Annotated in this window: 27 protein-coding genes and 1 pseudogene; 17 read left to right on the top strand and 11 right to left on the bottom strand. The window is 66.9% G+C overall.

Translation table 11 applies throughout. The annotated features are described in order from the left end of the window. Window positions 1-16 precede the first annotated feature (16 nt). The 4 genes from ctaD to ACIPRS_RS13495 are packed head-to-tail and all read left to right on the top strand — an operon-like array spanning window position 17 to window position 3,266. Entirely contained in the window at window positions 17-1,630 is a 1,614-nt protein-coding gene (ctaD, locus tag ACIPRS_RS13510) for a cytochrome c oxidase subunit I (protein WP_337732446.1), read from the top strand. A gap of 19 nt (window positions 1,631-1,649) precedes the next feature. Continuing rightward, window positions 1,650-1,784, top strand: coding sequence for a hypothetical protein (locus ACIPRS_RS13505; RefSeq protein ID WP_255431468.1), 135 nt, complete (start codon window positions 1,650-1,652; stop codon window positions 1,782-1,784). Beyond that, window positions 1,781-2,359, top strand: coding sequence for a cytochrome c oxidase assembly protein (locus ACIPRS_RS13500; RefSeq protein ID WP_446538896.1), 579 nt, complete (start codon window positions 1,781-1,783; stop codon window positions 2,357-2,359). Before ACIPRS_RS13505 ends, ACIPRS_RS13500 begins: the two co-directional genes overlap by 4 nt. A 28-nt stretch (window positions 2,360-2,387) precedes the next feature. Continuing rightward, window positions 2,388-3,266 (top strand): cytochrome c oxidase subunit 3, encoded by an 879-nt coding sequence (locus ACIPRS_RS13495; protein WP_192199750.1) that lies wholly within the window; start codon window positions 2,388-2,390, stop codon window positions 3,264-3,266. Window positions 3,267-3,392: 126 nt separating this feature from the next. Here ACIPRS_RS13495 and ACIPRS_RS13490 read toward each other — a convergent pair whose 3' ends face one another. Next, on the bottom strand, window positions 3,393-3,614 hold the full coding sequence (locus ACIPRS_RS13490) for a twin transmembrane helix small protein (RefSeq protein ID WP_192199751.1): 222 nt from the start codon (window positions 3,612-3,614) through the stop codon (window positions 3,393-3,395). Between the two features lie 89 nt (window positions 3,615-3,703). On the opposite strand from ACIPRS_RS13490, the gene ACIPRS_RS13485 reads away from it, so the two are divergent. From ACIPRS_RS13485 to cyoE, 4 genes are all read left to right on the top strand, one after another. Next, window positions 3,704-4,435, top strand: coding sequence for an SURF1 family protein (locus ACIPRS_RS13485; RefSeq protein WP_446538895.1), 732 nt, complete (start codon window positions 3,704-3,706; stop codon window positions 4,433-4,435). A 142-nt stretch (window positions 4,436-4,577) separates the two neighbouring features. Further along, window positions 4,578-5,159 carry a hypothetical protein gene (locus ACIPRS_RS13480; protein WP_446538894.1) on the top strand — a complete coding sequence of 194 codons (582 nt, stop codon included), beginning with the start codon at window positions 4,578-4,580 and terminating at the stop codon, window positions 5,157-5,159. 25 nt (window positions 5,160-5,184) lie between these two features. Further along, window positions 5,185-6,330 (top strand): COX15/CtaA family protein, encoded by a 1,146-nt coding sequence (locus ACIPRS_RS13475; RefSeq protein WP_446538893.1) that lies wholly within the window; start codon window positions 5,185-5,187, stop codon window positions 6,328-6,330. Between the two features lies 1 nt (window position 6,331). Then, a complete protein-coding gene (gene cyoE, locus ACIPRS_RS13470; RefSeq protein ID WP_337732441.1) occupies window positions 6,332-7,270 on the top strand; it encodes a heme o synthase in 939 nt (312 codons plus the stop codon). A gap of 125 nt (window positions 7,271-7,395) precedes the next feature. Here cyoE and ACIPRS_RS13465 read toward each other — a convergent pair whose 3' ends face one another. Further along, window positions 7,396-7,908 carry a beta-lactamase hydrolase domain-containing protein gene (locus ACIPRS_RS13465; RefSeq protein ID WP_446538892.1) on the bottom strand — a complete coding sequence of 171 codons (513 nt, stop codon included), beginning with the start codon at window positions 7,906-7,908 and terminating at the stop codon, window positions 7,396-7,398. Between the two features lie 10 nt (window positions 7,909-7,918). After that, window positions 7,919-9,646, bottom strand: coding sequence for a DNA primase (gene dnaG, locus ACIPRS_RS13460; protein WP_192199757.1), 1,728 nt, complete (start codon window positions 9,644-9,646; stop codon window positions 7,919-7,921). Between the two features lie 60 nt (window positions 9,647-9,706). On the opposite strand from dnaG, the gene dld reads away from it, so the two are divergent. Continuing rightward, window positions 9,707-11,407: a D-lactate dehydrogenase gene (dld, locus tag ACIPRS_RS13455; protein WP_446539105.1), complete on the top strand. Its 1,701-nt coding sequence runs from the start codon at window positions 9,707-9,709 to the stop codon at window positions 11,405-11,407. A gap of 31 nt (window positions 11,408-11,438) precedes the next feature. On the opposite strand, the gene ACIPRS_RS13450 is transcribed toward dld, so the two are convergent. The 4 genes from ACIPRS_RS13450 to rpsU form a co-directional block, all read right to left on the bottom strand. Further along, window positions 11,439-12,311: a YihY/virulence factor BrkB family protein gene (locus tag ACIPRS_RS13450; RefSeq protein WP_446538891.1), complete on the bottom strand. Its 873-nt coding sequence runs from the start codon at window positions 12,309-12,311 to the stop codon at window positions 11,439-11,441. A gap of 58 nt (window positions 12,312-12,369) precedes the next feature. Next, a complete protein-coding gene (locus ACIPRS_RS13445; protein WP_192199760.1) occupies window positions 12,370-12,864 on the bottom strand; it encodes a GNAT family N-acetyltransferase in 495 nt (164 codons plus the stop codon). Window positions 12,865-12,923: 59 nt separating this feature from the next. Then, on the bottom strand, window positions 12,924-13,370 hold the full coding sequence (locus ACIPRS_RS13440) for a GatB/YqeY domain-containing protein (protein ID WP_337732437.1): 447 nt from the start codon (window positions 13,368-13,370) through the stop codon (window positions 12,924-12,926). 109 nt (window positions 13,371-13,479) lie between these two features. After that, window positions 13,480-13,695, bottom strand: a complete 216-nt coding sequence (gene rpsU / locus ACIPRS_RS13435; RefSeq protein ID WP_002808376.1) for a 30S ribosomal protein S21 — start codon at window positions 13,693-13,695, stop codon at window positions 13,480-13,482. A 134-nt stretch (window positions 13,696-13,829) separates the two neighbouring features. Here rpsU and tsaD point away from each other — a divergent pair, with 134 nt between their 5' ends. The 4 genes from tsaD to ACIPRS_RS13415 all read left to right on the top strand — a co-directional run bounded on the left by tsaD (window position 13,830) and on the right by ACIPRS_RS13415 (window position 16,321). After that, entirely contained in the window at window positions 13,830-14,867 is a 1,038-nt protein-coding gene (gene tsaD, locus ACIPRS_RS13430) for a tRNA (adenosine(37)-N6)-threonylcarbamoyltransferase complex transferase subunit TsaD (protein ID WP_446538890.1), read from the top strand. Between the two features lie 77 nt (window positions 14,868-14,944). Then, window positions 14,945-15,304: a dihydroneopterin aldolase gene (gene folB, locus ACIPRS_RS13425; protein ID WP_446538889.1), complete on the top strand. Its 360-nt coding sequence runs from the start codon at window positions 14,945-14,947 to the stop codon at window positions 15,302-15,304. Between the two features lie 4 nt (window positions 15,305-15,308). Beyond that, the gene (gene folK / locus ACIPRS_RS13420; RefSeq protein WP_446538888.1) at window positions 15,309-15,800 is read left to right on the top strand and encodes a 2-amino-4-hydroxy-6-hydroxymethyldihydropteridine diphosphokinase; all 492 of its coding nucleotides are present in this window, start codon (window positions 15,309-15,311) and stop codon (window positions 15,798-15,800) included. Further along, window positions 15,797-16,321, top strand: a complete 525-nt coding sequence (locus ACIPRS_RS13415; RefSeq protein WP_337732432.1) for a hypothetical protein — start codon at window positions 15,797-15,799, stop codon at window positions 16,319-16,321. Before folK ends, ACIPRS_RS13415 begins: the two co-directional genes overlap by 4 nt. Here the strand turns inward: ACIPRS_RS13415 and ACIPRS_RS13410 are convergent. After that, the gene (locus ACIPRS_RS13410) at window positions 16,262-17,002 is read right to left on the bottom strand and encodes a pteridine reductase (protein ID WP_446538887.1); all 741 of its coding nucleotides are present in this window, start codon (window positions 17,000-17,002) and stop codon (window positions 16,262-16,264) included. The two genes, ACIPRS_RS13415 and ACIPRS_RS13410, sit on opposite strands and share 60 nt — an antisense overlap. A gap of 184 nt (window positions 17,003-17,186) precedes the next feature. Here ACIPRS_RS13410 and ACIPRS_RS13405 point away from each other — a divergent pair, with 184 nt between their 5' ends. Together ACIPRS_RS13405 and ACIPRS_RS13400 are read left to right on the top strand one after the other, a co-directional pair. Further along, window positions 17,187-18,644, top strand: a complete 1,458-nt coding sequence (locus ACIPRS_RS13405; RefSeq protein WP_337732430.1) for a circularly permuted type 2 ATP-grasp protein — start codon at window positions 17,187-17,189, stop codon at window positions 18,642-18,644. Beyond that, entirely contained in the window at window positions 18,644-19,585 is a 942-nt protein-coding gene (locus ACIPRS_RS13400) for an alpha-E domain-containing protein (protein WP_337732429.1), read from the top strand. The genes ACIPRS_RS13405 and ACIPRS_RS13400 overlap by 1 nt, the downstream gene beginning before the upstream one ends. Window positions 19,586-19,755: 170 nt before the next feature. Here the strand turns inward: ACIPRS_RS13400 and ACIPRS_RS13395 are convergent, their stop codons facing one another. After that, window positions 19,756-20,586 carry a 20S proteasome subunit A/B gene (locus ACIPRS_RS13395; RefSeq protein WP_446538886.1) on the bottom strand — a complete coding sequence of 277 codons (831 nt, stop codon included), beginning with the start codon at window positions 20,584-20,586 and terminating at the stop codon, window positions 19,756-19,758. 119 nt (window positions 20,587-20,705) lie between these two features. On the opposite strand from ACIPRS_RS13395, the gene ACIPRS_RS13390 reads away from it, so the two are divergent. Both ACIPRS_RS13390 and ACIPRS_RS13385 read left to right on the top strand, forming a co-directional pair. After that, window positions 20,706-21,890, top strand: a complete 1,185-nt coding sequence (locus tag ACIPRS_RS13390) for a class I SAM-dependent methyltransferase (protein ID WP_446538885.1) — start codon at window positions 20,706-20,708, stop codon at window positions 21,888-21,890. 59 nt (window positions 21,891-21,949) lie between these two features. After that, window positions 21,950-22,279, top strand: coding sequence for a VanZ family protein (locus ACIPRS_RS13385; RefSeq protein WP_446539104.1), 330 nt, complete (start codon window positions 21,950-21,952; stop codon window positions 22,277-22,279). A 13-nt stretch (window positions 22,280-22,292) separates the two neighbouring features. Here ACIPRS_RS13385 and ACIPRS_RS13380 read toward each other — a convergent pair. Beyond that, window positions 22,293-22,352, bottom strand: a pseudogene (locus ACIPRS_RS13380) (hypothetical protein); the annotation flags it as partial. Window positions 22,353-22,377: 25 nt separating this feature from the next. Then, the gene (locus ACIPRS_RS13375) at window positions 22,378-24,714 is read right to left on the bottom strand and encodes a beta-N-acetylhexosaminidase (RefSeq protein ID WP_446538884.1); all 2,337 of its coding nucleotides are present in this window, start codon (window positions 24,712-24,714) and stop codon (window positions 22,378-22,380) included. Window positions 24,715-24,784 lie beyond the last annotated feature (70 nt).

Genomic DNA, 24,784 nt, shown 5'->3' with positions numbered 1-24,784 from the left:
GCAAGAGATTACGCACATGGCCAACACCGCCGTCGATCATCATGACGATCACCACGGTCACCAGCAGAGCTTCATCGAGCGGTGGTTCTTCTCCACGAACCACAAGGACATCGGCACGCTCTACCTGATCTTCAGCTTCATCATGTTCATCATCGGCGCGGGCATGTCGGTGGTGATCCGTGCCGAGCTGATGGTGCCGGGCCTGCAGCTGGTCAGCCCCGAGTTCTTCAACCAGATGACCACGGTGCATGCGCTGGTCATGATCTTCGGTGGCGTGATGCCGGCGTTCGTCGGCCTGGCCAACTGGATGATCCCGCTGCAGGTGGGCGCGCCGGACATGGCGCTGCCGCGCATGAACAACTGGTCCTTCTGGATCATGCCGTTCGCCTTCACCCTGCTGCTGAGCTCGCTGTTCCTGCCGGGCGGCGCGCCGGCCGGTGGCTGGACGCTGTACCCGCCGCTGTCGCTGCAGGGCGGCGCGAACGTGGCGCTGACCATCTTCGCCATCCACATGATGGGCGTCAGCTCGATCATGGGCGCGATCAACATCATCGCCACGGTGCTCAACATGCGCGCACCGGGCATCGACCTGCTGAAGATGCCGATCTTCTGCTGGACCTGGTTGATCACCGCGTTCTTGCTGATCGCGGTGATGCCGGTGCTGGCGGGCGCGGTGACCATGCTGCTGACCGACAAGTTCTTCGGCACCAGCTTCTTCAACGCGGCCGGCGGCGGCGACCCGGTGATGTACCAGCACATCTTCTGGTTCTTCGGTCACCCCGAGGTCTACATCATGATCCTGCCGGCGTTCGGCGTGGTGTCGGAAATCATCCCGACCTTCAGCCGCAAGCCGTTGTTCGGCTACCAGGCCATGGTGTACGCGACCGCCTCGATCGCGTTCCTGTCGTTCATCGTGTGGGCGCACCACATGTTCACGGTGGGCATGCCGCTGGGTGGCGAGATCTACTTCATGTTCGCCACCATGCTGATCGCCATCCCGACCGGCGTGAAGGTGTTCAACTGGGTCAGCACGATGTGGAAGGGCTCGCTGTCCTTCGAGACGCCGATGCTGTGGGCCGTGGGCTTCGTGATCCTGTTCACCATCGGCGGCTTCTCCGGACTGATGCTGGCGATCGTGCCGGCCGACTTCCAGTACCACGACACCTACTTCGTGGTGGCGCACTTCCACTACGTGCTGGTGACCGGCGCGCTGTTCTCCATCATCGCCGCCACCTACTACTGGTGGCCGAAGTGGACCGGCCGCATGTACAACGAGTTCTGGGGCAAGTTCCATTTCTGGTGGACGATCGTGTTCGTCAACCTGCTGTTCTTCCCGCAGCACTTCCTGGGCCTGGCCGGCATGCCGCGCCGCATCCCGGACTACAACCCGGTGTTCGCGGACTGGAACTTCATCAGCTCGATCGGTGCGTTCGGCATGTTCCTGACGCCGTTCATCATGGCCGCGATCCTGTGGTCTTCGCTGCGCAGCGGCAAGAAGGCCGAAGCGCGTGCGTGGGAAAACGCGAAGGGCCTGGAATGGACCGTGCCGTCGCCCGCGCCGCACCACACGTTCACCACGCCGCCGGTCATCAAGGACGGCGACCTGGCGCACGGCGACGTGACGCACTGAGACGGCCGAGCATCGCGCCATGAACGCCCCCGTGCTGACTCCCGAGGAACTCGCGCGCCGCCGCAAGGCGGTGCTGCGGACGGCGTGGGTGATCGGCGGCATCGCGTTCGCGATCTTCGTGGCCTTCATCGGCCGCGCGGTGTTGAGCGCATGAGCGCGGCCAAGTCCAACTCGGCCGGGCTGTTCAAGCTGGTGGGCGTGGCGGTGGCGGTGTTCGTGCTGACGTTCTCGCTGGTGCCGCTGTACCGCATCGCCTGCGAGAAGGTATTCGGCATCCGCCTGGAGCAAGGGCCCGGCCAGGTGGCCGCCGCGGCGGCGACCAAGGTCGCGCGCACGGTGACCGTGCAGTTCGATGGTGGCGTCAACTCCAAGCTGCCGTGGGCGTTCCGGCCGGAACAGCTGACCATGGAAGTGGTGCCCGGCGAGCTGTACGAGGCGAAGTATTTCGCCCGCAACGACAGTGAGCGCGCCGTCGTCGGCAGCGCGGTGCCGTCGGTGGCGCCGGCCCGCGCCTCGGGCTATTTCACCAAGACCGAGTGCTTCTGCTTCACGGCCCAGACCCTGCAGGCCGGCGAAAGCCGCGACATGCCGGTCCACTTCATCGTGGACCCGGACCTGCCGGCGGAAGTGAAGACCATCACCCTGTCCTATACCTTCTTCAAGAACGACGCACTGACCGCGCAGATCGGCACGGGCAACGCGTCGCCCTCGCCGCTCGCGGCACCCTGACCACGTCTTACGCAACGGAAACAACGCCATGGCACAAGCCCAATCGCCAGACGCCAACATCTACTTCGTGCCGCACAGCTCCAAGTGGCCGTTCGTGGGCTCCATCGCCATGTTCGTCACCATGGTGGGCGTGGCCAGCTGGCTCAATGACGCGGCCTGGGGCATGTGGGTCTTCTATACGGGCGTGGTGATGCTGTGCGCCACGCTGTTCATGTGGTTCGGCGACGTGATCCGCGAATCGGTCAGCGGCCACTACAACCGCCAGGTGGACGTGTCGTTCCGCATGGGCATGGTGTGGTTCATCTTCTCGGAAGTGATGTTCTTCGCTGCGTTCTTCGGCGCGCTGTTCTATGCCCGCACGCTGGCGTTGCCGTGGCTGGGTGGCGAAGGCGACGGCGTGATGACCAACAGCCTGCTGTGGGAAGGCTTCTCGGCCGCGTGGCCGAGCGCGGGTCCCGGTCAGGTGGGTGGCCAGTTCCAGACCATCCCCGCGTGGGGCCTGCCGCTGCTCAACACGCTGATCCTGCTGACCTCGGGCGTGACCATCACCATCGCGCACCATGCGCTGAAGGCCGGCAACCGCAGCCAGCTGCTGATCTGGCTGGGCGCCACGGTGCTGCTGGGTTGCGTGTTCCTGTTCTTCCAGGCCGAGGAGTACATCCACGCCTACAAGGAACTGAACCTGACGCTGGGCTCGGGCATCTACGGCTCCACGTTCTTTATGCTGACCGGCTTCCACGGCCTGCATGTGACGCTGGGCACCATCATGCTGGCGATCATCTGGTTCCGCTGCGCCAAGGGCCACTTCACCAAGGACAACCACTTCGGCTTCGAGGCCGTGGCGTGGTACTGGCACTTCGTGGACGTGGTGTGGCTGGGCCTGTTCCTGTTCGTCTACGTGCTGTAAGGGACGGGACAGGTGATCCGGGATTCGTGATTCGCGACAGCGAACGCCGTATCCAGCAAAAAGCGACGGAAGCCCGTCGCTTTTTTGCTTCTGCGAACCAGGAATCGCGTTCCACGCCTCACGGCGTCAGCCGGGATTGACCCCGTGCGGGGTGATCCATCCCATGTAGATGGCCAGGACGACCAGCAGGATCAGGCCCACGGACAGCGCTATGCGACGGGTCAGCGCATTGACGGTGCGCTTGCTTTCGCCCTTGTCCACCAGCATGTAGTACAGGCCCGCGCCCAGGTTCCAGACGATGAGGATGAGGAAGGCGATGATCAGCAGGGTTTTCAGCGAATCGTTCATGGCGTCCTCGACGGGGCCCGGGCGGTGAGGCGCGCATTATCGCTCCCCCGGGGTGAGCCGAAGGTGGGTGCGACATTCGGACGCAGTGCGTGAGCCGGCACATGCCGCTGCCGGTCGGTTGGACGCTGGCCGTGCTGGCCATGTCGCTGTTCTGCAGCCTGGGCGCCTGGCAGTGGGGCCGGGCCGAGCAGAAGGAGGCCATGCTGGCGGAGACCGCGCGCGTACTCGCGGAGCGTCGCCCGCAGCCGCTGGCACTGGCGGAAGATGCGGGCCGCACGCAGTCCTACGACTGGGCCGGTGGCGAAGGCGAGTTCCTGTCAGGACCGGCGATCCTGCTCGACAACCAGACGCGCGACCGGCAGCCCGGCGTGCGCGCGTATCGCGTCTTCCAACCCGTCGACGCCGCCCCCTTGCTGGTGGAACTGGGCTGGTTGCCCGTGCCGGGAAACCGCGCGATGCCGGCCGTGGCACCGGTGGCCGGTCGGCGACGCCTGTCGGGACTGCTGGTGCCGCCGCCGTCGGAAGGCATCGCGCAGGCGCCGCCCGCCGTGCAAGCCGACGGCAGTCTGCTGGTGATCGCGCTGCAGCGTGAGGAGCTGGCGCAGGCACTGCAGCTGCCGGCATTGGCGCCCCGCCTGCTGAAGCTGGACCCGGACCTGCCGCTGGGCTATGCCCGCGACCTCGACGTCCTGCCCAATACGCTGCCGCCGGAGCGCCACATCGGCTACGCGGTGCAGTGGTTCGGGTTGGCCGGTGCGGTGCTGGTCACCGCGCTGCTGCTGACCTGGCGCAGTCGGAGAGGCACGCGAAAGGGCTTGTAAGTGCCGGGTGGACAGGTCCTGCAGGGAATCGCAAAGAGCGTGGATCGACAGGTCCGCTCCGAACGGTCTTCAAGAGGCTTCGCCAGCTGGTCGGTGTCGCCCGGCGTTGCCAGAGGGGCAATGATCGCCCGGGCGTGAGAAAATGACGTCCATGGACCCAAAACCATTCGATCCCGCCCAGCGGCGTCGCGGGCGGTGGATGCTCGTCGCCCTGTTCGCCCTGTTCTTCGGCACCGTGTTCGGTGCGGGCATCCTGCGCTTCTCCGGCTGGCAGCCGGCGACGCACAAGAACCACGGTTTGATGTTGCAGCCGCCTGCGGACGCGCGAAGCATCGCGCCGATGCTCGCGGACGGCAGCGCCTACGACTGGAAGCCTGCCGAACGCCGCTGGCGCATCGTCGCCGCGCCGGCACCGGGGTGTGCGGAGGCTTGCCTGAAACTGGCGCAGGACCTGGACAAGGTGTGGCAGCTGTTCGGCCACAACGCCGACGAAGTCGACATCCTGTGGGTCGGCGACTACCCGGATGGGGCGCCGAAGCACAGCGCACTGCGCCTGGTGCGCTCGGATGACCCGTTGCGTGGCCTGCTGCCGCAGGTGGACGACCCGGCGGGCACGCCTGTGTACGTGATCGACCCGCACGGTTTCGTGATCCTGCGCTATGCCCCGGGCTTCGATCCGGCCGGCCTGCGCACGGATGTCTCGAAACTGATCAAGCTCATCTGAGCGCTCGCCCGAACTGCAGACGATGATGAACGCTGTCGCACGTCCCGTGATCTACCGACATTTCCATAGAATCGCCTGGCTGGCGGTCGCCCTGACGCTGTGCGTCGTGGTGTTCGGCGCCTTCGTGCGCCTGTCCGATGCCGGCCTGAGCTGCCCCGACTGGCCCACCTGCTATGGCCGGGCCGCATGGCCGGGCGCGGTGAACGAAGCGGCCTCGCACGCGGCCAGCGACATCCGGCCGTTCGAGACGCACAAGGCATGGCGCGAGCAGGTGCACCGCCACATCGCCGCCTCGCTGGGCGTGCTGGTGCTGGTGCTCGCACTGCTTGCTGCACGCCGCCGGCGCTGGGGCATCGCGCAGATCCTGGTCGCCGCCGGCCTGGTCGGCGCGGCCATCCCGCTGTACATGCATGGCCAACACGGCGCGGCTTCAGCGCTCGCGATCCTCGGCGAAGCGATCCTGCTGCTCGCCGCGCTGCGCTGGTCCAACATCGACCTGGCACGCGCGGGCGCGCTGACGCTGGCGGTGATCATCTTCCAGGCGCTGCTGGGTATGTGGACGGTGACCTGGCTGCTCAAGCCCATCGTGGTGATGGGCCATCTGATCGGCGGGCTGACCACCTTCTCGTTGCTGGTGTGGATGGCGTGGCGCGCGACCGACCGGCCGATCACGCTGGCCGACGCGACCGTGCTGCGTCGCTGGCTGATCGGCGGCCTGGTGCTGCTCGGCATCCAGATCGCGCTCGGTGGCTGGGTCAGCGCGAACTACGCGGCGCTGGCCTGCGGACTGGATTTCCCGAAGTGCGTCGGCCAGTGGTGGCCGCCGGCGGATTTCGGCGAGGGCTTCGTACTGTGGCGCGGCATCGGCGTGGACTATGAGGGCGGCGTGCTGGATGGCGCTTCGCGCATCGCGATCCAGATGACCCACCGCATCATGGCGGTCGTGGTGGCGTTCTATGTGCTGGCGCTCGCGTGGCGCCTGTTCCGCACGCCGGGCATGCGCAGCTGGGCGTTGACGCTGCTGGTGCTGATCACCGCGCAGGTCACGCTGGGCATCCTCAACGTGAAGCTCAACCTGCCGCTGCCGGTCGCGGTGGCGCACAACGGTGGCGCGGTACTGCTGCTGTTCACCCTCGTATCGCTGACCGCGCGCCTGCGCAGGCCCGACTGACATGGCCTCGACGTTCCGCCAGTACTGGGCGTTGACCAAGCCGCGCGTGGTGGCGCTGATCGTGTTCACGGCCATCGTCGGCATGTTCCTCGCCATCGATGGCCTGCCCGACGGCGCGCAGGTGTTGCGCGGCGGGTTGGGTTTCCTCGGCATCTGGCTGGCGGCTTCCAGCGCGGCCGCCATCAACCAGCTGCTGGATGCGCGCATCGACGCGAAGATGGCGCGCACCTCATGGCGCCCGCTGGTGCAGGGCCAGGTGAAGCCGTGGCAGGCGCTGGTGTTCGCGCTCGCGCTTGCCGCGCTGTCGATGGCCATCCTGGTGCTGTGGGTCAACACGATCACCGCGATCCTGACCTTCGCTTCGCTGATCGGCTACGCGGTGATCTACACCGTGTTCCTCAAGCGCGCCACGCCGCAGAACATCGTCATCGGCGGCATCGCCGGCGCAGCACCGCCACTGCTCGGCTGGGCCACGATGACCGGCATGCAGGGCGAGTGGGACTGGCCGCACGCGCTGCTGCTGGTGCTGATCATCTTCGTGTGGACGCCGCCGCATTTCTGGGCACTGGCGATCTTCCGTCGCGAGGACTACGCGCGCGCGCTGGTGCCGATGCTGCCGGTGACGCACGGCGTGACCTATACGCGCTGGCAGATCCTGTTCTACACGGTGCTGCTGGTCGAAGTGACCGTGCTGCCGGTGGTATTCGGCATGAGCGGTTTCTTCTACCTGGGCGGCGCGCTGGTGCTGGGCGCGGTGTTCCTCTGGTACGCGTGGCGCCTGCTCGATCCACCGGACGAGTTCTTCGCCATGCGCGTGTTCAACTACTCGATCGTCTACCTGATGGCGCTGTTCGCGTTCCTGCTGGTGGACCACTGGGTGATGCCGCTGCTGCAACCGGCCGCCTCGGCTGCCGGTATCGAGTTCGTGCCGGCGGGATAGCTCGGGGCGATCGATCTTCCTGTGTGGGAGCGACGCAAGTCGTGATGCCGAAGACTGGGCACTCAAGGCATCTGAGACCTCATCGAAAAGCGATAGCGACTTACGTCGCTCCCACGGAGAGGGGGTCAGTCGGCAGTCGTATTCCCTGTCTGCTTCGGCGGTGCCAGCCGCTCCACCACCGCCGGCTCCAGCGACTTCAACCCTGCCGCGCGACCCAGCGCGAGGGCTTCTTCCGTCGATGCACCGTCAACCTGGGCAGCGCCGAGGGCGAGCAGGGCGCCGACGCGATTGCCCGAGGCGCAATGCAGCAACACCTCACCTTCCCTTTGTTTCAGCAGGGCGTACAATGCCTTGGCGTTTTCCGGCGTGAGGTCGTCCTTGCCGGCGATGGGCATCGCAACGTATTCCATGCCCAGGCGGCGCGCTTCAGCGGCCTCGTCGTAGCCCCGTTCCTCCTGCGATCCGCGCAGGTCGATCACCGTGCGGACGCCCTGCGCACGCAAGCGGGCAAGATCATCCAGCGCGGGCTGGCCGCCGGTATGCAGGCCGGGACGCGGCTGGGTGAATTCCGCCGCCAGTGTGGAGAACGAGGTGCCGCACAGCAGCGTGGCGAACAGGCAAAACGCGAAACGTGTCATCACGGACTCCTCAGTGGCGGCCGATGCGGGCCTGCAGCAGGGTTCGCAGTTCGTACTTGTCGGCTTCGTCCAGACCCATGCTGCGCTGCTTGGCCTGGAGTTCGTCCAGACGCTGCTGCAGCATCTGCTTCTCCAGTTGCACGGCGGCATCGAGGACTTCGAGACGCCAGTTGTCTTCGTCGCCGGGCAGTTCCTGCATCGCCAGTTTCTGCAGCGCGACGACCTCCTCGCGCTCGGCGAAGTGCTCCAGCAGCGCCCCGGTGGTGATATCGGGCCGCGCGTGCACCAGCGCGATCACCTCCAGCAGCAGGTCCATGCCTGCCAGCCGCAACGCCGAGAAGCCATGCGTGGATTCGATCGACAACGCCAGCGCCGGCTTGTGCAGGAGTCGCACGATCATGCTGCGCACGAGGCTCGGTTTCTGGCCGGCCTGTGACGGCGCAGGACGGCGTGCAGGCAGCGGCGCGGTCGGTGCCGTGTTGCCGGCGCCCACGCCGGTGATCTCGGTGAGGCGCTGCCGCATCAGGTCGCCGAACGCGCCGTCGGGGATCTGCGCCAGCAACGGCCGCGCGCGTTCCGCGAGGCGCGCCTTGCCGTCGAGCGTGGACAGTTTGATGTCCTTGCCCATCTCTTCGAAGAAGAATTCCGACAGCGGCATCGCCTGTTGCAGGCGTGCGTCGAAGCCAGCCGCGCCCTCCTGCCGCACGATGGTGTCGGGATCCTCGCCATCGGGCAGGAACAGGAAGAACGCCTGCCGTCCGTCCTTCATGCGCGGCAGCACCGATTCCAGCGCTCGCCATGCGGCACGCTGGCCGGCCGCATCGCCGTCGAAACAGAAGTACACGTCCGGCGCATTGCGGAACAGCAACTCGGCATGCTCGGGCGTGGTCGCGGTGCCCAGCGTGGCGACGGCTTCCTTCACGCCGAACTGGAACAGCGACACCACGTCCATGTAGCCCTCCACCACCACCAGCCGCGCGATCTTCTGGTTGGCCTGCTTCACCTGCCACAGGCCGTACAGCTCGCGGCCCTTGTGGAACAGCGCGGTCTCCGGCGAGTTGAGGTACTTCGGTCCGTCGTCCTTCTGCAGCACGCGGCCGCCGAACGCGATCACGCGACCGCGGCGATCGTGGATGGGGAACATCACCCGGTCACGGAACTTGTCGTAGACGTGGCCGCGATCGTTCTTCGAGAACAGGCCGGCGCGGTCGAGCAGCTTCATCCGGCGCTCGTCGGTGCCCAGTGCATCCTTCAGCGCGGAGTAGCCATCCGGCGCGTAGCCGATCATGAACTGCGTGCGGATCGCCGCATCCACGCCGCGGCCATCGAGATAGGTCTTCGCCTTCTCGCTGGTGTCGAGATTGCGCTGGAAGAAGCGTGCGGCGGCTTCGAGGGCGTTGAACAGATCGCGGGTATCGTTGTTCTCGTTCCGTTGCTGCGTTTCGCGTGGCACTTCCATGCCACTGCGGCGCGCCAGTTCCTCCACGGCATCCAGGAACTCGAGGCGATCGTAGTTGATCAGGAACGACAGCGCGGTGCCGTGCGCGCCGCAGCCGAAGCAGTGGTAGAACTGCTTGGTCGGCGAGACCGTGAACGATGGCGAACGTTCATCGTGGAACGGGCAGCACGCGGAGTATTCCTTGCCCTGTCGCTTCAATGGCACGCGCGCGCCGACCACCTCGACGATATCCGTCCGGGCGAGCAGTTCGTCGATGAAGGCGTCGGGGATGCGGGCCATGGGCCACATAGGATGCCATGCCGGGCCGGCACACCGTCGGGGCGCGTTACCATGCGGTACATGTCCTTCGACCCCTCTTCCGATGACGCCCTGCTGGCCCGGTTGCGCAGTGCGGTCGGGACTTCCCATGTGCTGACCAGCGCCCGCGCCACGCGACGTTTCCGGCGCGGTTACCGCTTCGGCGAGGGGCCGGTGCTCGCGGCCGTGCGCCCCGGCACGCTGCTGGAACTGTGGCGGGTGCTGCAGGCGGTGGTGGACGCGGGCCGCATCGTGCTGATGCAGGCGGCCAACACGGGCCTGACCGGCGGCTCCACGCCTGATGGCGACGACTACGATCGCGGCATCGTCCTGGTCAGCACCCTGCGCCTGACCGGCGTGCAGCTGATCGACGAAGGGCGGCAGGTGGTCTGCCTGCCGGGCGCGACGCTGGATGTACTGGAGAAGGTACTTGCGCCGCTGGATCGTGAGCCGCATTCGGTGATCGGCTCTTCATGCATTGGGGCGTCGGTGCTGGGGGGCGTCTGCAACAACTCAGGCGGGGCGCTGGTGCGGCGTGGGCCGGCTTATACCGAACTGGCCCTGTTCGCGCAGGTGAATGCGGAAGGCAGGCTGCAGCTGGTCAACCATCTCGGCATCGCGCTGGGCGACACGCCCGAAGACATCCTGTCGCGGCTGCAGGCGGGCGATTACGGCCAGGGCGACATCATCCGCGACCAGGCGCGCGCGGCATCCGATCCGCATTATGCCGCGCACGTGCGGCTGGTGGATGCGCCCACCCCGGCCCGCTACAACGCCGATCCCTCGCGCCTGCATGAAGCGTCCGGCTGTGCAGGACGATTGGCCGTGTTCGCCGTGCGCCTGGACACCTTCGAGAAGGAGGCCGCGTCGGTCTTCTACATCGGCAGCAACGATCCGGACGATCTCACCGCGGTGCGCCGGCACATGCTGACGGCCTTCGAACGCCTGCCTATCTCGGGCGAGTATCTTCATCGCGATGCGTTCGACATCGGCGACCGCTATGGCAAGGACACCTTCCTGCTGATCGAACGCTTTGGCACCGACAAGGTGCCCGGGGCCTTCGCGCTGAAGAGCCGCCTGGACGGCTGGTGCGAACGCATCGGCCTGGGAGGCCTGACCGACCGGCTGCTGCAGGCGGCGACGTCGCTGCTCCCGGACCATCTGCCGCCGCGCCTGCGTGCTTGCCGCGACCGTTTCGAGCATCACCTGCTGCTCAAGGTGTCAACGCGCGATGCGGAGGCCACGCGTGCGTTCCTCGAACACTTCTTCGCCGCACGCGCGGGCGGTTTCTTCGCCTGCGATGCCGACGAGGGACGCAAGGCCTTCCTGCTGCGCTTCGCCGTGGCGGGTGCGGCGGTGCGCTACCGCGCCGTGCATCGTGCACAGGTGGAGGACATTGTCGCGCTGGATGTCGCTCTCCGTCGCGATGATCGCGACTGGGTGGAGGCATTGCCTGTGGACGTCGCAGACACGATGGTGGCGCGGCTGTACTACGGGCACTTCTTCTGCCACGTATTCCACCAGGACTACATCGTGAGGAAGGGCGTGGATCCGCTGGCCGTCGAGCACCGCCTGTGGGACCTGCTGGACGCCCGCGCCGCCGAGTATCCGGCCGAACACAACGTCGGCCACCTCTATCGCGCCAAGCCGCCGCTGGCCGATTTCTACCGGCGACTGGATCCGACCAACACGTTCAATCCCGGTATCGGGATGACCAGCAGGCGCGCCGGATGGAAGGAATGAGTGGAGGGGAGCGAGCGACCGCCCACCTTCCTCACTGGTCCCTCCCCACTCTCCGCTCATCGATGACCGCCGTGAGCAGCGCGCCGATGAAGAACACCACGCTGGCGTAGTAGATCCACACCAGCAGCAGGACCAGCGCCCCCATCGAACCGTACGCGCTGCCGGGCGCGGCCTGGGCGAGGTACAGGCCGATCAGGTAGCGGCCGGTCGCGAACAGCACCGCGGTGATGGCGCCGCCCAGGAATGCCTGCCGCCATGCGACGCGCCGGTCCGGCAGGTAGTGGTAGAAGAACGCGAATGCGAGCGTGTACAGCAGCAGCGTGGTGGCGTAGCCGAGCATGGGCAGCAGCGAAGGCAGCCGGGCGAACACCACCTGCAGCGCGGTGGTGGCGATCATGGACACGATCAGCAGGAAGCCGATGGCCAGCACGACACCGAGCGAGAACACCCGATTCATCAGCCATGCGGGCAGGCCGTTGAGGCGCTGCGCATCGGTGCGGAATATCAGGTTCAGCGCGCCCTGCAGCTGCGCGAACACGACGGTGGCGCCGACGAACAGCAGCGCCGTGCTCCACCATCCCGCCAGCGAGCCCACATCCGGCCGGTCGCTGGCGTTGCGGATCACCGTCTCGGCGACCGTGGCGGCGCTGGGGCCCGCCAGCTGGTGAATCTGGTCGAGCAGCGACTGTTGCGCCGGCGGGTAGAGCGAGGCCATCAGCCAGAGCAACAGGACCAGCAGCGGTGCAAGCGACAGCAGCGCATAGAACGACAGTGACGCTGCCTGCGTCATCAGGTCGGTCTCGATGAAGCGCCGGCCCAGCGCGACGGGCAGGCTGCGGTTGGCGCGTTCGCCGGCATCGCGTGCCAGCGTGCGCAAGGTGGCGAGGTCGTTTCGACGGGGCATGCGCCGAGGGTGGCGTACGCCGTGTCAGCGGTGCGTTAGGGTTGCGTGGCGGTGGTGTTCATGCGTCCGCGCCGGCGAGGGCGTGCAAGGCGGCGCCACTGACGCGTTGCACCGTCCATTCGTCCAGACCGACCGCGCCCAGACTGCGGTAGAGGCGGATCGCGGGTTCGTTCCAGTCCAGTACCGACCATTCGAAGCGGCCGCAGCCACGTGCGACGGCCAGCTGTGCGAGATGCACCATCAGTCGCCTGCCGAGACCGAATCCACGGTAGCGCGGCAACACGAACAGGTCCTCGAGGTACAGCCCGGGCTGGCCGAGGAACGTGGAAAACGAGTGGAAGAACAGCGCGAAACCGGCGGGCGTGCCATCGGCCTCGGCGATCACGACTTCAGCGGCGGGACGTTCGCCGAACAGGTGGGTTTCGAGCAGGGCGGGCGTGGCGACGGCCTCGTGGGCGAGTTTTTCGTACTCGGCCAGCCCGCGGATGAAGGCGAGGATCTGCGGGATGTCGGCGCGGGTGGCCGGGCGCAGGGTGATGGCAGGGGTATCCATGGCGCGAGGATGCCACGGATGGGGCTAGGCGCCAGGATGCCTGGCGCCCCGCGGCGGGCTCAGCCCGCGAGCTTCTTCTTGATCAGCGCGGAGACCTGGCCCATGTCGGCCTGGCCAGCGAGGCGTGGCTTCAGCACGCCCATCAGCTTGCCCATGTCGGCCGGACCGGTGGCGCCCGTCTCGGCAATGGCGGCCTCGATGGCGGACAGGATCTCGGCTTCGCCCAGCTTGGCCGGCAGGTAGGCTTCGATCACCACGATCTCGGCACGCTCGATGGCGGCCAGGTCCTCGCGGCTGGCGGCTTCGAACTGGCTCACCGAATCCTTGCGCTGCTTGACCATCTTCTCCAGCACGGCCAGCACGGCGGCGTCGTCCAGTTCGATGCGCTCGTCCACTTCACGCTGCTTGATGGCGGCGTTGATCAGGCGGATGACGGCCAGGCGGTCTTTCTCGCCGGCCTTCATGGCGGCCTTCATGTCATCGGTGAGCTGCTGTTTCAGGGACATGGCGTACTCCGGGGGAATGGGGGCGGGGAAGGCGTGGGGCGGCCGGAAGCCAAAAACACAAAAAGCCGGCGACGCTCGCGCGTGCCGGCTTCTTGCGAAGCGACGCGGCTCAGTACAGGCGCTGGCGCTTGGTGACGTCGCGCGAGCTGCGACGCAGCTGACGCTTCACCGCAGCAGCGGCCTTGCGCTTGCGCTCCTGGGTCGGCTTCTCGTAGAACTCGCGCTTGCGGGTTTCGGCCAGGACGCCGGCCTTTTCGCAGGTGCGCTTGAAGCGACGCAGCGCAAACTCAAACGGCTCGTTTTCGCGGACTTTGACGCTGGGCATACGTAATCTCGGTGAAGTAAACGGCCCGGGCATACCGGGTGAGCCGCGTATTATAGCGGCTGCCTCCGGCGCTGCAACCCACCCCGCTACCGGCCCGGCTTGCCCTCTCCCTCCCTGAGCCCCAGATCCCGGTCATGAAAGTCCTCGGCATCGAAACCAGCTGCGACGAAACCGGCGTGGCCGTCTACGAAACCGGCCTGCCCGGCACGGTGGGCCTGCGCGCCCATACGGTCTACAGCCAGATCGCCCTGCATGCCGAATACGGCGGCGTGGTTCCGGAACTGGCCAGTCGCGACCATGTGCGGAAGCTGCTGCCCTTGATCCGGCAGACCCTTGCCGAGGCGGGCATGACCACCGCCGATCTGGACGGAGTGGCCTACACCGCCGGGCCCGGACTGGTTGGCGCGCTGCTGGTCGGGGCCGGGGTGGCCCGCTCCCTGGCATGGGCGCTGGACGTGCCTGCCGTCGGCGTCCACCACATGGAAGGCCACCTGCTGGCGCCCCTGATGGAGGACGACCCCCCGGAACCGCCGTTCGTGGCCCTGCTGGTCTCCGGTGGCCATACCCAGCTGGTGGCGGTGGACGCCATCGGCCGCTACCGTCTGCTGGGTGAAACGCTGGACGATGCGGCCGGCGAAGCCTTCGACAAGACGGCCAAGATGATGGGTCTGCCGTACCCCGGCGGGCCGCAGCTGGCGGCGCTGGCCGAGCAGGGAACCGTTGGCAGGTTCAGGTTCGCCCGGCCGATGACCGACCGGCCGGGTCTGGATTTCAGCTTCTCCGGCCTGAAGACGCAGGTACTGCTGGCCTGGCGCGACAGCGACCAGTCGGAACAGACCCGCGCCGACATCGCGCGCGGCTTCGAGGATGCGGTGGTCGATACGCTGGCGATCAAGTGCGAACGCGCACTGGACGCAGCCGGCAGCGATGTCATCGTCATCGCCGGTGGCGTGGGCGCCAACAAGCGCCTGCGCGCCAAGCTGCAGGAGATCGCGGCGAAGCGCGGTGGCCGTGCATGCTTCCCGCGCCCGTCGCTGTGCACCGACAACGGCGCGATGATCGCGTTCGCTGGCGCGTTGCGCCTGCAGGCGGGCCAGCATGAAACGCCGGAAGTGAAGGTGGTGCCGCGCTGGGACATGGCGGCGCTGCCGCCCGTGATTCGGAGTTTGTGATTCGTGATTGGTAAAAGCCGGGACTCCACGTAGCCTGTGTCCCACCGATCACCCATCACCCATCACGGCTTTCATCCATGGACACCGTTTTCATCGAAGACCTGCGCATCGAGACCGTCATCGGCATCTACGACTGGGAGCGGGAGATCCGCCAGACCGTGGCGCTGGACGTGGAGATGGCATTCGACAACCGCGTGCCCGCCGCGCGCGATGACATCGCACTCACGCTGGACTACAAGGCGGTGTCGAAGCGACTGATCTCCTTCGTGGAGGAAGCGAGCTTCGGTCTGGTCGAGACCCTCGCGGAACAGTGCGCGGCGATCATCCGCGACGAATTCGGTGTGGCCTGGGTACGGTTGAAGCTGAGCAAGCCCGGTGCGGTCACCGGTGCGCGCAACGTCGGCGTGCATATCGAACGCGGCACACGCCCGGCCTGACGTCATGGGAACCGCTTACCTGAGCCTGGGCAGCAACATCGAGCCCGAACGCCACCTGCGTGCCGCCGTCGCCGCGCTGCGCGAACGCTTCGGCGAGGTCCGCTTCTCGTCGGTCTACCGCACGCGCTCCGTCGGTTTCGACGGCACGGATTTCCTCAACGCCGCCGCCGTGATGGAAAGCGACCTCGACCCGCTTGCGCTGAACGATTGGCTGCATGCGCTGGAGGACGCGCATGGCCGGGACCGCAGCGGACCGCGCTTCTCGGACCGCACGCTCGACATCGATATCGTCTTCTATGACGATCTGGTCCTGCAGGGGCCGGGCAACCTGCGCCTGCCGCGCGAGGAGCTGAAGCACGCCTTCGTGCTGCTGCCACTGGCCGAGATCGCGCCCGACATGGTCGATCCGCGCAGTGGCCGAACGCTGGCCTCGCTGTGGCGCGCGCATCCGGACCACGGCAGTCCTCCCAGTCCTTCCCGCATGGAGTTCGCATGATCACCGCCGACTGGCTCAACGTGGTTCTGGCCGGCGTGAACATCGTGGTCACGGCCTTCATCGCACTCGCCGTACACCGGGCGAGCAAGCGGTCGGCGAGGATGGAGCACGACCGCGGCATCAAGGACGCCTGGATCAACATCGACATGGCCGCCCTGCAGGACCCCGACAACATGCGCCTGCTCGATCAGTTGATCCATGCGGACCAGCAGGGCGCGGACCCGGATGCCTCCCGTCGGCGCTGGCTGGCCTACATGGTGCTCAATCCCTTGGAGGCAGCGTGGAGTGGAGCGAAGTTCGGCCACCTTCCCGATGCGGTGCTGGACAGCTCCGAGCGCACCATGCGCGGCCTGGTGCAGCACGATGATGTGTACGCGCTTATCCAGGGATTCGTGTACTCGATGGAGTTCCGTGCGCGCTGTGCAGAACTGCGCAAGGCTTGGCAGGAGGACAGTGCGCGCCTAGCCCAGCGCGCGCCCGCCGTCCACGCGGACCACCTGCCCGGTGATGTAGCTGGCTGAGTCACCCAGCAGCCACGCCACGGTGCCGGCAATGTCGTCCGGATCCCCGACGCGACCCAGCGGCGTCTGCGCCAGCAGGTTGGATTGCATCCCGGGGTCGATCCCGCCGTCGGGCCACAGGATGGCGCCCGGCGAAACCGCGTTCACCCGCACTTCCGGCGCCAGCGATACAGCCAGTCCGCGCGACACCGCCAGCAGTGCCGCCTTGGATGCGGCGTACACCGCCAGGTCGGCACGCGGCTTGTCGGCATAGATGTCGGCGATGTTGACGATCGCCCCGCGTGCGGCGCGCAGGTGCGGCGCCGCCGCCTGCGACAGGAAGAACGGCGCGCGTGCATTGACCGCGAACAGCTCTTCCCACTGCGCCGGCGTGGCGCTGCCGGCCGGCGTGGGATAGAACGCCGACGCGTTGTTGACCAGCGCGTCCAGGCGACCGTAATGGCCCACGGTCCTCGCCACCAGTTCGGGCAGGCGATCGAAGGCGGTCAGCTCGGCCTGCAGCTTCAGCGTGCTGCCGGCGCGTGCGGTTTCCAGTTCTGCGATCAGGGCCTGCATGTCGCTGGCCGAGGCGCGATAGTGCAGGGCCAGATCCCAGCCATCGGCGTGCAACCGGCGCGCGATCGCCGCTCCCACGCGGCGGGCGGCACCGGTGACCAGGACGACGCGGCGTGAGGTGGGCATGGCGGACTCCGGTGCGGGGACGGACATTCTCCCTGCTTTGCACCGGAATGGCGCAACGCGACGCCTGCGGATGTGAGTCGAATCCACCCTGCTGCGGAAGCTTGACGACGTGCACGGTTAGCGTGCATGTTGCGACGCATCACCCTTCGCCGGATGCGCCGGCCAGGGACAACGGAAAGGGCGAATGGACTGGGCGAAGTACCGCACCACGACCTTTGACGAACTCATCCAGGCCGATGGACGGCCGCGTCCGGCCGCACGCCGGCTGGTGGAGTACCTGGCGGGCCTGTCCGGCCGCGAGCTGGCCGAACGCCAACTCGCCGCCGACGTGGTGGCACGCGTGCAGGGCATCACCTTCACCGTGTACTCGGATGGCCGCAACGTCGACCGCACGCTGCCTTTCGACCTGATCCCGCGCATCATCCCGCTCAGCGAGTGGCAACGCACCGAGGCCGGCCTGAAGCAGCGCATGCGCGCGCTGAACCTCTTCATCGGCGACATCTACGGCAAGCAGCAGATCGTCAAGGACAAGGTGTTCCCGGCGATGCTGCTGAAGGACTCGGTGAACTTCCGCGAGCAGTGCGTCGGCGTCACCCCGCCGCTGGGCGTGTGGGCGCACATCTGCGGTTCGGACCTGGTGCGCGACGGTGATGGCACGCTGTATGCGCTGGAGGACAACCTGCGCATCCCCTCGGGCGTCAGTTACATGCTGGAAAACCGCATGGTGGCCAAGCGGGTGTTCCCGGAGCTGTTCGAGACCAGTTCGATCCTGCCGGTGGACGAGTATCCCAGCCAGCTTTACGACACCCTGGCCGCGCTGTCGCCACGCCCCGGCAACACCCCCGTCATCGCGCTGCTGACACCGGGCGTGTTCAACAGTGCGTACTTCGAGCACGCGTACCTGGCGCAGGCCATGGGCATCGAGCTGGTCGAAGGCAGCGATCTGTTCGTCGCCGATGACGACTGCACCTACATGCGGACCGTGTACGGTCCGCAACGCGTGGACGTGATCTATCGCCGGGTCGATGACCTGTTCATCGATCCGGACGTATTCCATCCCGAGTCCGTGCTCGGCGTGCCGGGACTGATCCGCAGCTGGCGCGCGGGCAAGGTGGCGCTGGCGAACGCGCCCGGCGCGGGCGTGGCCGACGACAAGGTGGTCTTCGCCTACGTGCCGAAGATGATCAAGTACTACCTCGACGAGGACCCCATCCTCCCCAATGTGCCCAGCTACCTTTGCCACAACGCGAAGGAACGCAAGTACGTGCTGGAGAACATCGAGAAGCTGGTGGTGAAGCCGGCGAACGAATCCGGCGGTTACGGCATGCTGATCGGCCCGCGCTCGACCAAGCGCCAGCGCGAGAAGTTCAAGGCGCTGATCGAGGCGAATCCGCGCAACTACATGGCGCAGCCCACGCTGGCGCTGTCCACCGCGCCCATCGTGACCAAGCAGGGACCATCACCCCGCCACATCGACCTGCGGCCCTTCGTCCTGTCGCGCGAGGACACCTACGTCACCACGGGTGGCCTGACCCGCGTGGCGATGGTGAAGGGCTCGCTGGTGGTCAATTCATCGCAGGGCGGCGGCGCGAAGGACACCTGGGTGGTCGATCTGTCCGACCATGACGAGGAGGCTGCCTGATGCTGTCGCGCGTCGCCGACAACCTGTTCTGGTTCAGCCGCTATGTGCGGCGGGCGGAGAACACCGCGCGCCTGGTAGGCGTGGGCAGTCAGCTGCAACTGGACATGCCGCGCTCCGTCCGCTTCGCGTGGCGGCCGATGATCGACACCGTCGGCGCCGGGCCGTACTTCGAGGAATGCCATCCCGGTGCCGGCCATGGTGCCGCCGACGTGGACGTGATCCATTTCCTGCTGCTGGACGAGCGCAATCCGTCGTCGCTGCGCACGTCGGTGGATTCGGCGCGCGAGATCCTGCGCAGCATCCGCGACAGCCTGCCGCAGGATGTGTGGGAAGCCATCAACGATCTGCACCTGTACATCGGCGCGCACGGCGAGCGCAGTCTGAGCCGGCGTTACCGCATCGAGTTCCTCAATCGCATCATCGATGGCTGCCTGAAGGTATCGGGTCTGCTCAGCGCCAACGTAAGCCGCGACATCGGCTACCAGTTCCTGCGCCTGGGCACGGCACTGGAACAGGCCGATATGACCACCCGCATCATCGATGCCGGCGCCTCGGGCCTGGTGACGCCGCGCAACGAGGATGACCGCGAGGCCTTCCAGAACATGCAGTGGATGAGCGTGCTGCGCTCGCTGGCCGGCTACCAGATGTTCCGTCGCCACGTGCGCCAGCGCGTCACCGCCGAACTGGCGCTGCGCTTCCTGCTGCAGAACAACGAGTTCCCGCGCAGCGTGCAGTTCTGCCTGACGCGCGCGCAGAGCGTGTTGCCTACGATGCCCCCACGCCCCGGCGTGGACCGTCATCTCAACCGCCTGATCGGCATGACCCGCAATGCCGATCCGGTGTCACTCGCGGCACGCAATCCCGCACCCTTCATGGACCAGATCCAGGTCCACCTGAGTTCGCTGCATTCGGCCATCGCCGAGGGCTATTTCCACGGGTGAGGACGCGGCTTTCTGTAGGAGCGACGTAAGTCGCGACCGCACGGCCGATGCTTTCGCCCACGTTTGGATCATGCACAGCAGCCTGTCGTCCGGCGCTCTCGCTTGGTCGCGGTGCCGGGACGATTGGGCGTGCGGTCGCGACTTACGTCGCTCCTACAGAGGCCTGAGGTCTATTGCTGCCCTTGCGCGTCGCCGGGATCCTGCCGCGAGGGTGCGCGCCGCGGCGGCATCGGTGGCAGCGGGCCGGCGGGTGCTTCGCGTTCCTGCTGCGGCTCCCAGGGAAACCGCGGCAGGCTGTGCACTGCGGCTTCCAGCTTGCGCGACCACGTGTCGTGGATCTCGGCGTACAGCGGTGTGTCGGCTTCCAGTCGCACCTTCTGGCTGATCTTCAGGTCGCCCGTACGCAGCAACGCCATGTCCACCGGCATGCCGACCGACAGGTTGGAGCGGATCGTGGAATCCAGCGAAACCAGTGCGCAGCGCGCCGCATCTTCCAGCGAGGTCTCGGGCCGGATGATGCGGTCGAGGATGGGTTTGCCGTACTTGGATTCGCCGATCTGCAGGTACGGCGTTTCCGGTGACGTGGCGATGCAGTTGCCCAATGGGTAGACCATGTACAGGCCGGGCCGCTCGCCGGCGATCTGGCCACCGAGGATCAGCGTGGACTGCACGTTGACGCCACTCTGCTGGGCATCGTCGATCACCCGCGCCTGGCTGGTCACCAGCGTCTCGCCCACGTACTCGGCCACCTCGTACAGGTGCGAGAACGTGCGCAGGCTGCGCGGCGCATGCGGATCATCCACGTCGCGCTGCAGCTTGGACAGGGTGAGCTGGGTGGTGGCCAGGTTGCCGGCCGACATGATGACGAACACGCGCTCGCCCGGCCACTCGAACACGTGCAGCTTGCGGTACACGCGCACATCGTCGAACGAAGCGCTGGTGCGGGTATCCGCGGCGAAGACCAGGCCTTCGTTGACTTCGATGCCGACGCAATAGGTCATGGCGTGTCCGTTGCTGCTGTGCACCACGATTCTATGCGTGGCCCCGGGGGTTGGCTAGGGCCGCCGTGCCAATGTGAATCGGCCCGTACAATGACGTGGTTTCCCGTTTCAGGTGCGCCATGCAGGCTGATCTACCCCTACCCGACGATGTGGCACAGGCGCACAGCGAACGCCTGGCCGTACTGATCCGCGCCGAGATCGCCGCCGGGGGCGGCAGCATGCCGTTTTCGCGGTTCATGGAGCGCAGCCTCTACGCGCCCGGGCTGGGCTACTACAGCGCGGGCAGCACCAAGTTCGGCGAGGCGGGTGACTTCACGACGTCGCCGGAGTTGGGGCCACTGTTCGCCAGCTGCGTGGCGCAGGCGGTAGCACCGGTGTTGCAGCAGCTGGGCCCGGAGGCCGAATTCGTGGAGATCGGCGGCGGCAGCGGCGCTTTCGCGGAGATCATGCTGAAACGCTTGCTGGCGCTGGATGCCCTGCCTGCACGGTATGCGATCCTCGAACCCAGTGCCGACCTGCGCCAGCGCCAGCGCGAGCGCCTGGAAGCGCGACTGATTCCGCCGGTCTTCGATCTGGTCGAATGGCTCGATGGCCCGCCGTCCGACGCCTGGAATGGCGTCCTGTTCGCCAACGAAGTGATCGATGCCCTGCCGACGCCGCGCTTCACGCTGCGCGATGGCGAAGTGTTCGAGGAAGGCGTGGCGCTGGACGGCGAAGGTCGCTTCGTCCGCACCGACCGGCCGGCCGACGCGTTGCTCGCCGCCGCCGTGCGCCATGTCGAGCGCTATCTCGAGCAGCCGTTCCCGGACGGCTACCGCTCGGAACTGCTGCCGCAACTGCCGTACTGGATACAGGCGGTGATGGGGGGCCTGGATCGCGGTGCCATGCTCTTCGCCGATTACGGCTACACGCGGCGCGAGTTCTACCAGCCTGACCGGGACGACGGCACGCTGCGTGCGTATTACCGCCATCGGGTGCACAACGATCCCTACCTGTGGCCGGGTCTGCAGGACATCACCGCGTCGGTGGATTTCACCGCGCTGGCGGAAGCCGGCACGCAGGCGGGCTTCGACATGGCGGGTTACATCACGCAGGCCAACTTCCTGCTGGGCAACGGCCTGCAGGAACGGTTGGCCGAAGCCGAAGCGCGCGCGGACGAAACCACGTTGTTGCGCCTGCGCAACGAGGCCAAGCGGCTGACCTTGCCCAGCGAGATGGGGGAACGATTCCAGGTGATGGGTTTTTCGCGCGATGTCGAGTTCGGCGTGGCGTTCCTGTTCAACGACCTGAGCTGGCGCCTGTGAGCCGGACATTCGCGCTCAAGCCGTTCCGTCGTCCGCGGCTGTGGCTGCCGCTGTGGTTGATGGCGGTCACGGCCGTGGTCGTGTTGTCGCTGGTGAATCTGAGTGGATTGCCGCCGGTGCCGGCAGGTGGCGACAAGGTCGAGCACTTCCTGGCGTACGCACTGCTTTCCGCGTCGGCCGTGCAGCTGTTCGCCAAGCGCCGTGCCTGCCTGCTTGTGGCGCTGCTGCTGGTCACGCTGGGCATCGGCCTGGAGTTCGCGCAGGGAATACTGACCAGTACCCGCATGGCCGATCCGCGCGATGCAGTGGCGAACACGCTGGGCGTGCTGGCCGGACTGGCGACGATGACCACCCCGCTGCGCGACCTGCTGCTGCGCCTGCGCGGATGATGGTAGGAGGAGCTTCAGCCACGATGCTTTTCGTCAAATCGATGGGATATCGACCGAAGAGCATCGGGGCTGAAGCCCCTCCTACAGGATCCTGATGGTTACTGCGGCTGCAGCGTGATCCGGTCCAGCACCCACATCTGCGGGCGTGTGTCGCCGGTGAAGCGCACGCACAGGTCCTGCCTGCCGGTCGTACCGGCCGGAAGTGGCGCCTCCAGGTCGAGGAAACCATCGGCGTTGGGCGCGGCCGGCAACGCCACCGTCGCCAGCGTGCGGCCCTCGCAGCCGCCGCCCAGGATCTCAAGTTCGCCCAGCGGCGACTTCGCCGGCTCGAACGTGCGGTGCGGTTCGTCGTGGGCCAGCTGGAAGTAGTACGGGATACGTCCGGCCCGCACCTTGATCGACGCGATGCCGTCGAGATCGGCCTGGTTCCACTGCCAGCAGGGATAGAAGATCGTGGCGTTGAAGATCGCGCGCTCGCCATCGGCCGGGCCATCGTCTTCCAGTCGCAGCAGCAGGCGTCCGGCGTCCGGACACACGGCCATCGCTTCGTCGGTGCGCGACAGCAGCGAGGCGGGCGTCAGTTCGAACGTGGACGCAGGTGCCAGCGCACGGCCGTCGGCGAATGCCGCGGCGCGCACGGTGGCGGGGAGCTTCACGTCCAACGGCGTCGTGAAGGCTGGTGACGTCGCCTTCGGTTCGCTGCCGTCCGTGGTGTAGCGCACGGCATAGCCCAGCGGGTTCGACAACGTGATCTTCGCCGTGCCGGCCTTGCGATCGTCCTCGGTCGCGATCATGGCTTCGAACGGCGTCTTCGCGTAGCCCAGGCCGATGGCGTCGTAGCGCTTCAGCTGCGCCGGCAGGCGGGCGGTGAAGTTGGCGAAGTCCTTCTTCGCCGCCGGCGTCCAGCCGGTTTCCGCCACGGCGGCCAGGCGCGGGAACGCGTTGTGCTGCAGGCGGGCGAAGGTGCGCGTGTGTTCGGTCCACAGGTTGGCCTGGATGCCGAGGATATGGTGGTGCTGGCTCTCTTCCAGTTCCGCCGGGACCGGATCGAAGCCGTAGACATCCTGCAGCGTGATCAGTGCGGGACGACCCGGCGGCTCGTTCGGCGAGGCGGTCTGCAGGTAGTCGAGGTACGTCTTGTTGGAAGGCGACATCACCACGTCGTGGCCTTCGCGGGCGGCCTGCAGGCCGCCTTCGATGCCGCGCCACGACATCACCGTCGCCTCGGCGGGAAGCTTGGCTTCCAGAATCTCGTCCCAACCGATCAGGCGCTTGCCGTGCGTGGCGAGATACTTCTCAAGGCGTCCGACCAGGTAACCCTGCAGGTCCATCTCGGTCTTCGCGCCCACCTCGCGCATGCGCGCCTGCTCGCGCGCGGAGGCTTCCCACTGGTCCTTCACCGCTTCGTCGCCGCCGATGTGCACGTAGGTGCCGGGGAACAGCGTGACCACTTCGCCCAGCACGTTCTCGAGGAAGGTGATGGTGCCTTCTTCGACGTTGACCAGGTTCGGGAACACGCCCCATTCGTTCGACGGCACCAGCGGCGTGTCGATCGAACCCAGCTCGGGATACGCGGCAATGGCGGCTGTTGCATGGCCCGGCACGTTGATCTCCGGCACCACGGTGATGTGGCGCTCGGCGGCGTACTTCACCACGTCGCGGATCTGGTCCTGCGTGTAGAAGCCGCAGTAGGGACGCGGCTCGCCCGTCTTCGGGTCCTTGCCGCCATCACCGGCGGGGATGCGGCAACCACCGATCCCGGTGAGCTTCGGGTACTGCTTGATCTCGATGCGCCAGCCCTGGTCGTCGGTCAGGTGCCAATGCAGCGTGTTGAGCTTGTGCAGGGCCATCGCGTCGATGACCTTCTTGACCTCGTCCACGCTCTGGAAGTGGCGCGCCGGGTCCAGCATGAAGCCGCGCCAGCCGAAGCGGGGCGCGTCCTCGATTTGCAGCACCGGGAGGGTGACGCCGCCCTTGTCGCCCTGGGTGGCGAGCTGCCACAGCGTCACGGCACCGTAGAACAGGCCGCGCTCATCGCGCGCCTTCACGGTGACGCCGTCGGGCGTGACGTCGAGCGAGTAGGCTTCCGGGTTCTGCTTGTCCGCACCGGCCGATTCCAGCACAAAGCGGATCACGCCCTTGCCCTCGTCCTGCGTGGTGGCCAGTGCAGGCCCCCCCGCGGACTGCAGGTAGGCTGCGAACTGCTGTGCCACGCGCGTTGCGGCCTCGCCGCTGGCGGCCAGGCGCGTGTCCGCAGTGATGGCAAAGGCGCCTTCGCCCGTTTGCAGTGCGGCAGGCGCCGGAATAAGCGACGGCGTGATCGGCGTGGACGCCGCCACGCCGCCATCGTCGCTCGTCTTCGGCGTGCAGCCGGTGAGAGCCAACAGGGTGAAGGCCAGTCCGGCCAGGGCGCGATGGGCGATGGGTCGTTTCATCGGTGTCCTCGGTAGCGATGGGCACAGCATGCCCAAAAAAAGCGGGCCCGGACAAATCCAGGCCCGTGAG

Source organism: Pseudoxanthomonas sp. LARHCG66, from assembly GCF_052871755.1.
Note: the sequence above shows the minus strand (reverse complement) of the source record. Positions and strands in the feature narration are given on the sequence as shown.

What these genes read in the sequence shown, in the direction of transcription:
- ctaD (WP_337732446.1), top strand. Translation starts at nt 17, where the DNA reads ATGGCCAACACCGCCGTCGATCATCATGACGATCACCACGGTCACCAG.
- ACIPRS_RS13505 (WP_255431468.1), top strand. Translation starts at nt 1,650, where the DNA reads ATGAACGCCCCCGTGCTGACTCCCGAGGAACTCGCGCGCCGCCGCAAG.
- ACIPRS_RS13500 (WP_446538896.1), top strand. Translation starts at nt 1,781, where the DNA reads ATGAGCGCGGCCAAGTCCAACTCGGCCGGGCTGTTCAAGCTGGTGGGC.
- ACIPRS_RS13495 (WP_192199750.1), top strand. Translation starts at nt 2,388, where the DNA reads ATGGCACAAGCCCAATCGCCAGACGCCAACATCTACTTCGTGCCGCAC.
- ACIPRS_RS13490 (WP_192199751.1), bottom strand. Translation starts at nt 3,614, where the DNA reads ATGAACGATTCGCTGAAAACCCTGCTGATCATCGCCTTCCTCATCCTC.
- ACIPRS_RS13480 (WP_446538894.1), top strand. Translation starts at nt 4,578, where the DNA reads ATGACGTCCATGGACCCAAAACCATTCGATCCCGCCCAGCGGCGTCGC.
- ACIPRS_RS13475 (WP_446538893.1), top strand. Translation starts at nt 5,185, where the DNA reads ATGAACGCTGTCGCACGTCCCGTGATCTACCGACATTTCCATAGAATC.
- cyoE (WP_337732441.1), top strand. Translation starts at nt 6,332, where the DNA reads ATGGCCTCGACGTTCCGCCAGTACTGGGCGTTGACCAAGCCGCGCGTG.
- ACIPRS_RS13465 (WP_446538892.1), bottom strand. Translation starts at nt 7,908, where the DNA reads ATGACACGTTTCGCGTTTTGCCTGTTCGCCACGCTGCTGTGCGGCACC.
- dnaG (WP_192199757.1), bottom strand. Translation starts at nt 9,646, where the DNA reads ATGGCCCGCATCCCCGACGCCTTCATCGACGAACTGCTCGCCCGGACG.
- dld (WP_446539105.1), top strand. Translation starts at nt 9,707, where the DNA reads ATGTCCTTCGACCCCTCTTCCGATGACGCCCTGCTGGCCCGGTTGCGC.
- ACIPRS_RS13450 (WP_446538891.1), bottom strand. Translation starts at nt 12,311, where the DNA reads ATGCCCCGTCGAAACGACCTCGCCACCTTGCGCACGCTGGCACGCGAT.
- ACIPRS_RS13445 (WP_192199760.1), bottom strand. Translation starts at nt 12,864, where the DNA reads ATGGATACCCCTGCCATCACCCTGCGCCCGGCCACCCGCGCCGACATC.
- ACIPRS_RS13440 (WP_337732437.1), bottom strand. Translation starts at nt 13,370, where the DNA reads ATGTCCCTGAAACAGCAGCTCACCGATGACATGAAGGCCGCCATGAAG.
- rpsU (WP_002808376.1), bottom strand. Translation starts at nt 13,695, where the DNA reads ATGCCCAGCGTCAAAGTCCGCGAAAACGAGCCGTTTGAGTTTGCGCTG.
- tsaD (WP_446538890.1), top strand. Translation starts at nt 13,830, where the DNA reads ATGAAAGTCCTCGGCATCGAAACCAGCTGCGACGAAACCGGCGTGGCC.
- folB (WP_446538889.1), top strand. Translation starts at nt 14,945, where the DNA reads ATGGACACCGTTTTCATCGAAGACCTGCGCATCGAGACCGTCATCGGC.
- folK (WP_446538888.1), top strand. Translation starts at nt 15,309, where the DNA reads ATGGGAACCGCTTACCTGAGCCTGGGCAGCAACATCGAGCCCGAACGC.
- ACIPRS_RS13415 (WP_337732432.1), top strand. Translation starts at nt 15,797, where the DNA reads ATGATCACCGCCGACTGGCTCAACGTGGTTCTGGCCGGCGTGAACATC.
- ACIPRS_RS13410 (WP_446538887.1), bottom strand. Translation starts at nt 17,002, where the DNA reads ATGCCCACCTCACGCCGCGTCGTCCTGGTCACCGGTGCCGCCCGCCGC.
- ACIPRS_RS13405 (WP_337732430.1), top strand. Translation starts at nt 17,187, where the DNA reads ATGGACTGGGCGAAGTACCGCACCACGACCTTTGACGAACTCATCCAG.
- ACIPRS_RS13400 (WP_337732429.1), top strand. Translation starts at nt 18,644, where the DNA reads ATGCTGTCGCGCGTCGCCGACAACCTGTTCTGGTTCAGCCGCTATGTG.
- ACIPRS_RS13395 (WP_446538886.1), bottom strand. Translation starts at nt 20,586, where the DNA reads ATGACCTATTGCGTCGGCATCGAAGTCAACGAAGGCCTGGTCTTCGCC.
- ACIPRS_RS13390 (WP_446538885.1), top strand. Translation starts at nt 20,706, where the DNA reads ATGCAGGCTGATCTACCCCTACCCGACGATGTGGCACAGGCGCACAGC.
- ACIPRS_RS13385 (WP_446539104.1), top strand. Translation starts at nt 21,950, where the DNA reads ATGGCGGTCACGGCCGTGGTCGTGTTGTCGCTGGTGAATCTGAGTGGA.
- ACIPRS_RS13375 (WP_446538884.1), bottom strand. Translation starts at nt 24,714, where the DNA reads ATGAAACGACCCATCGCCCATCGCGCCCTGGCCGGACTGGCCTTCACC.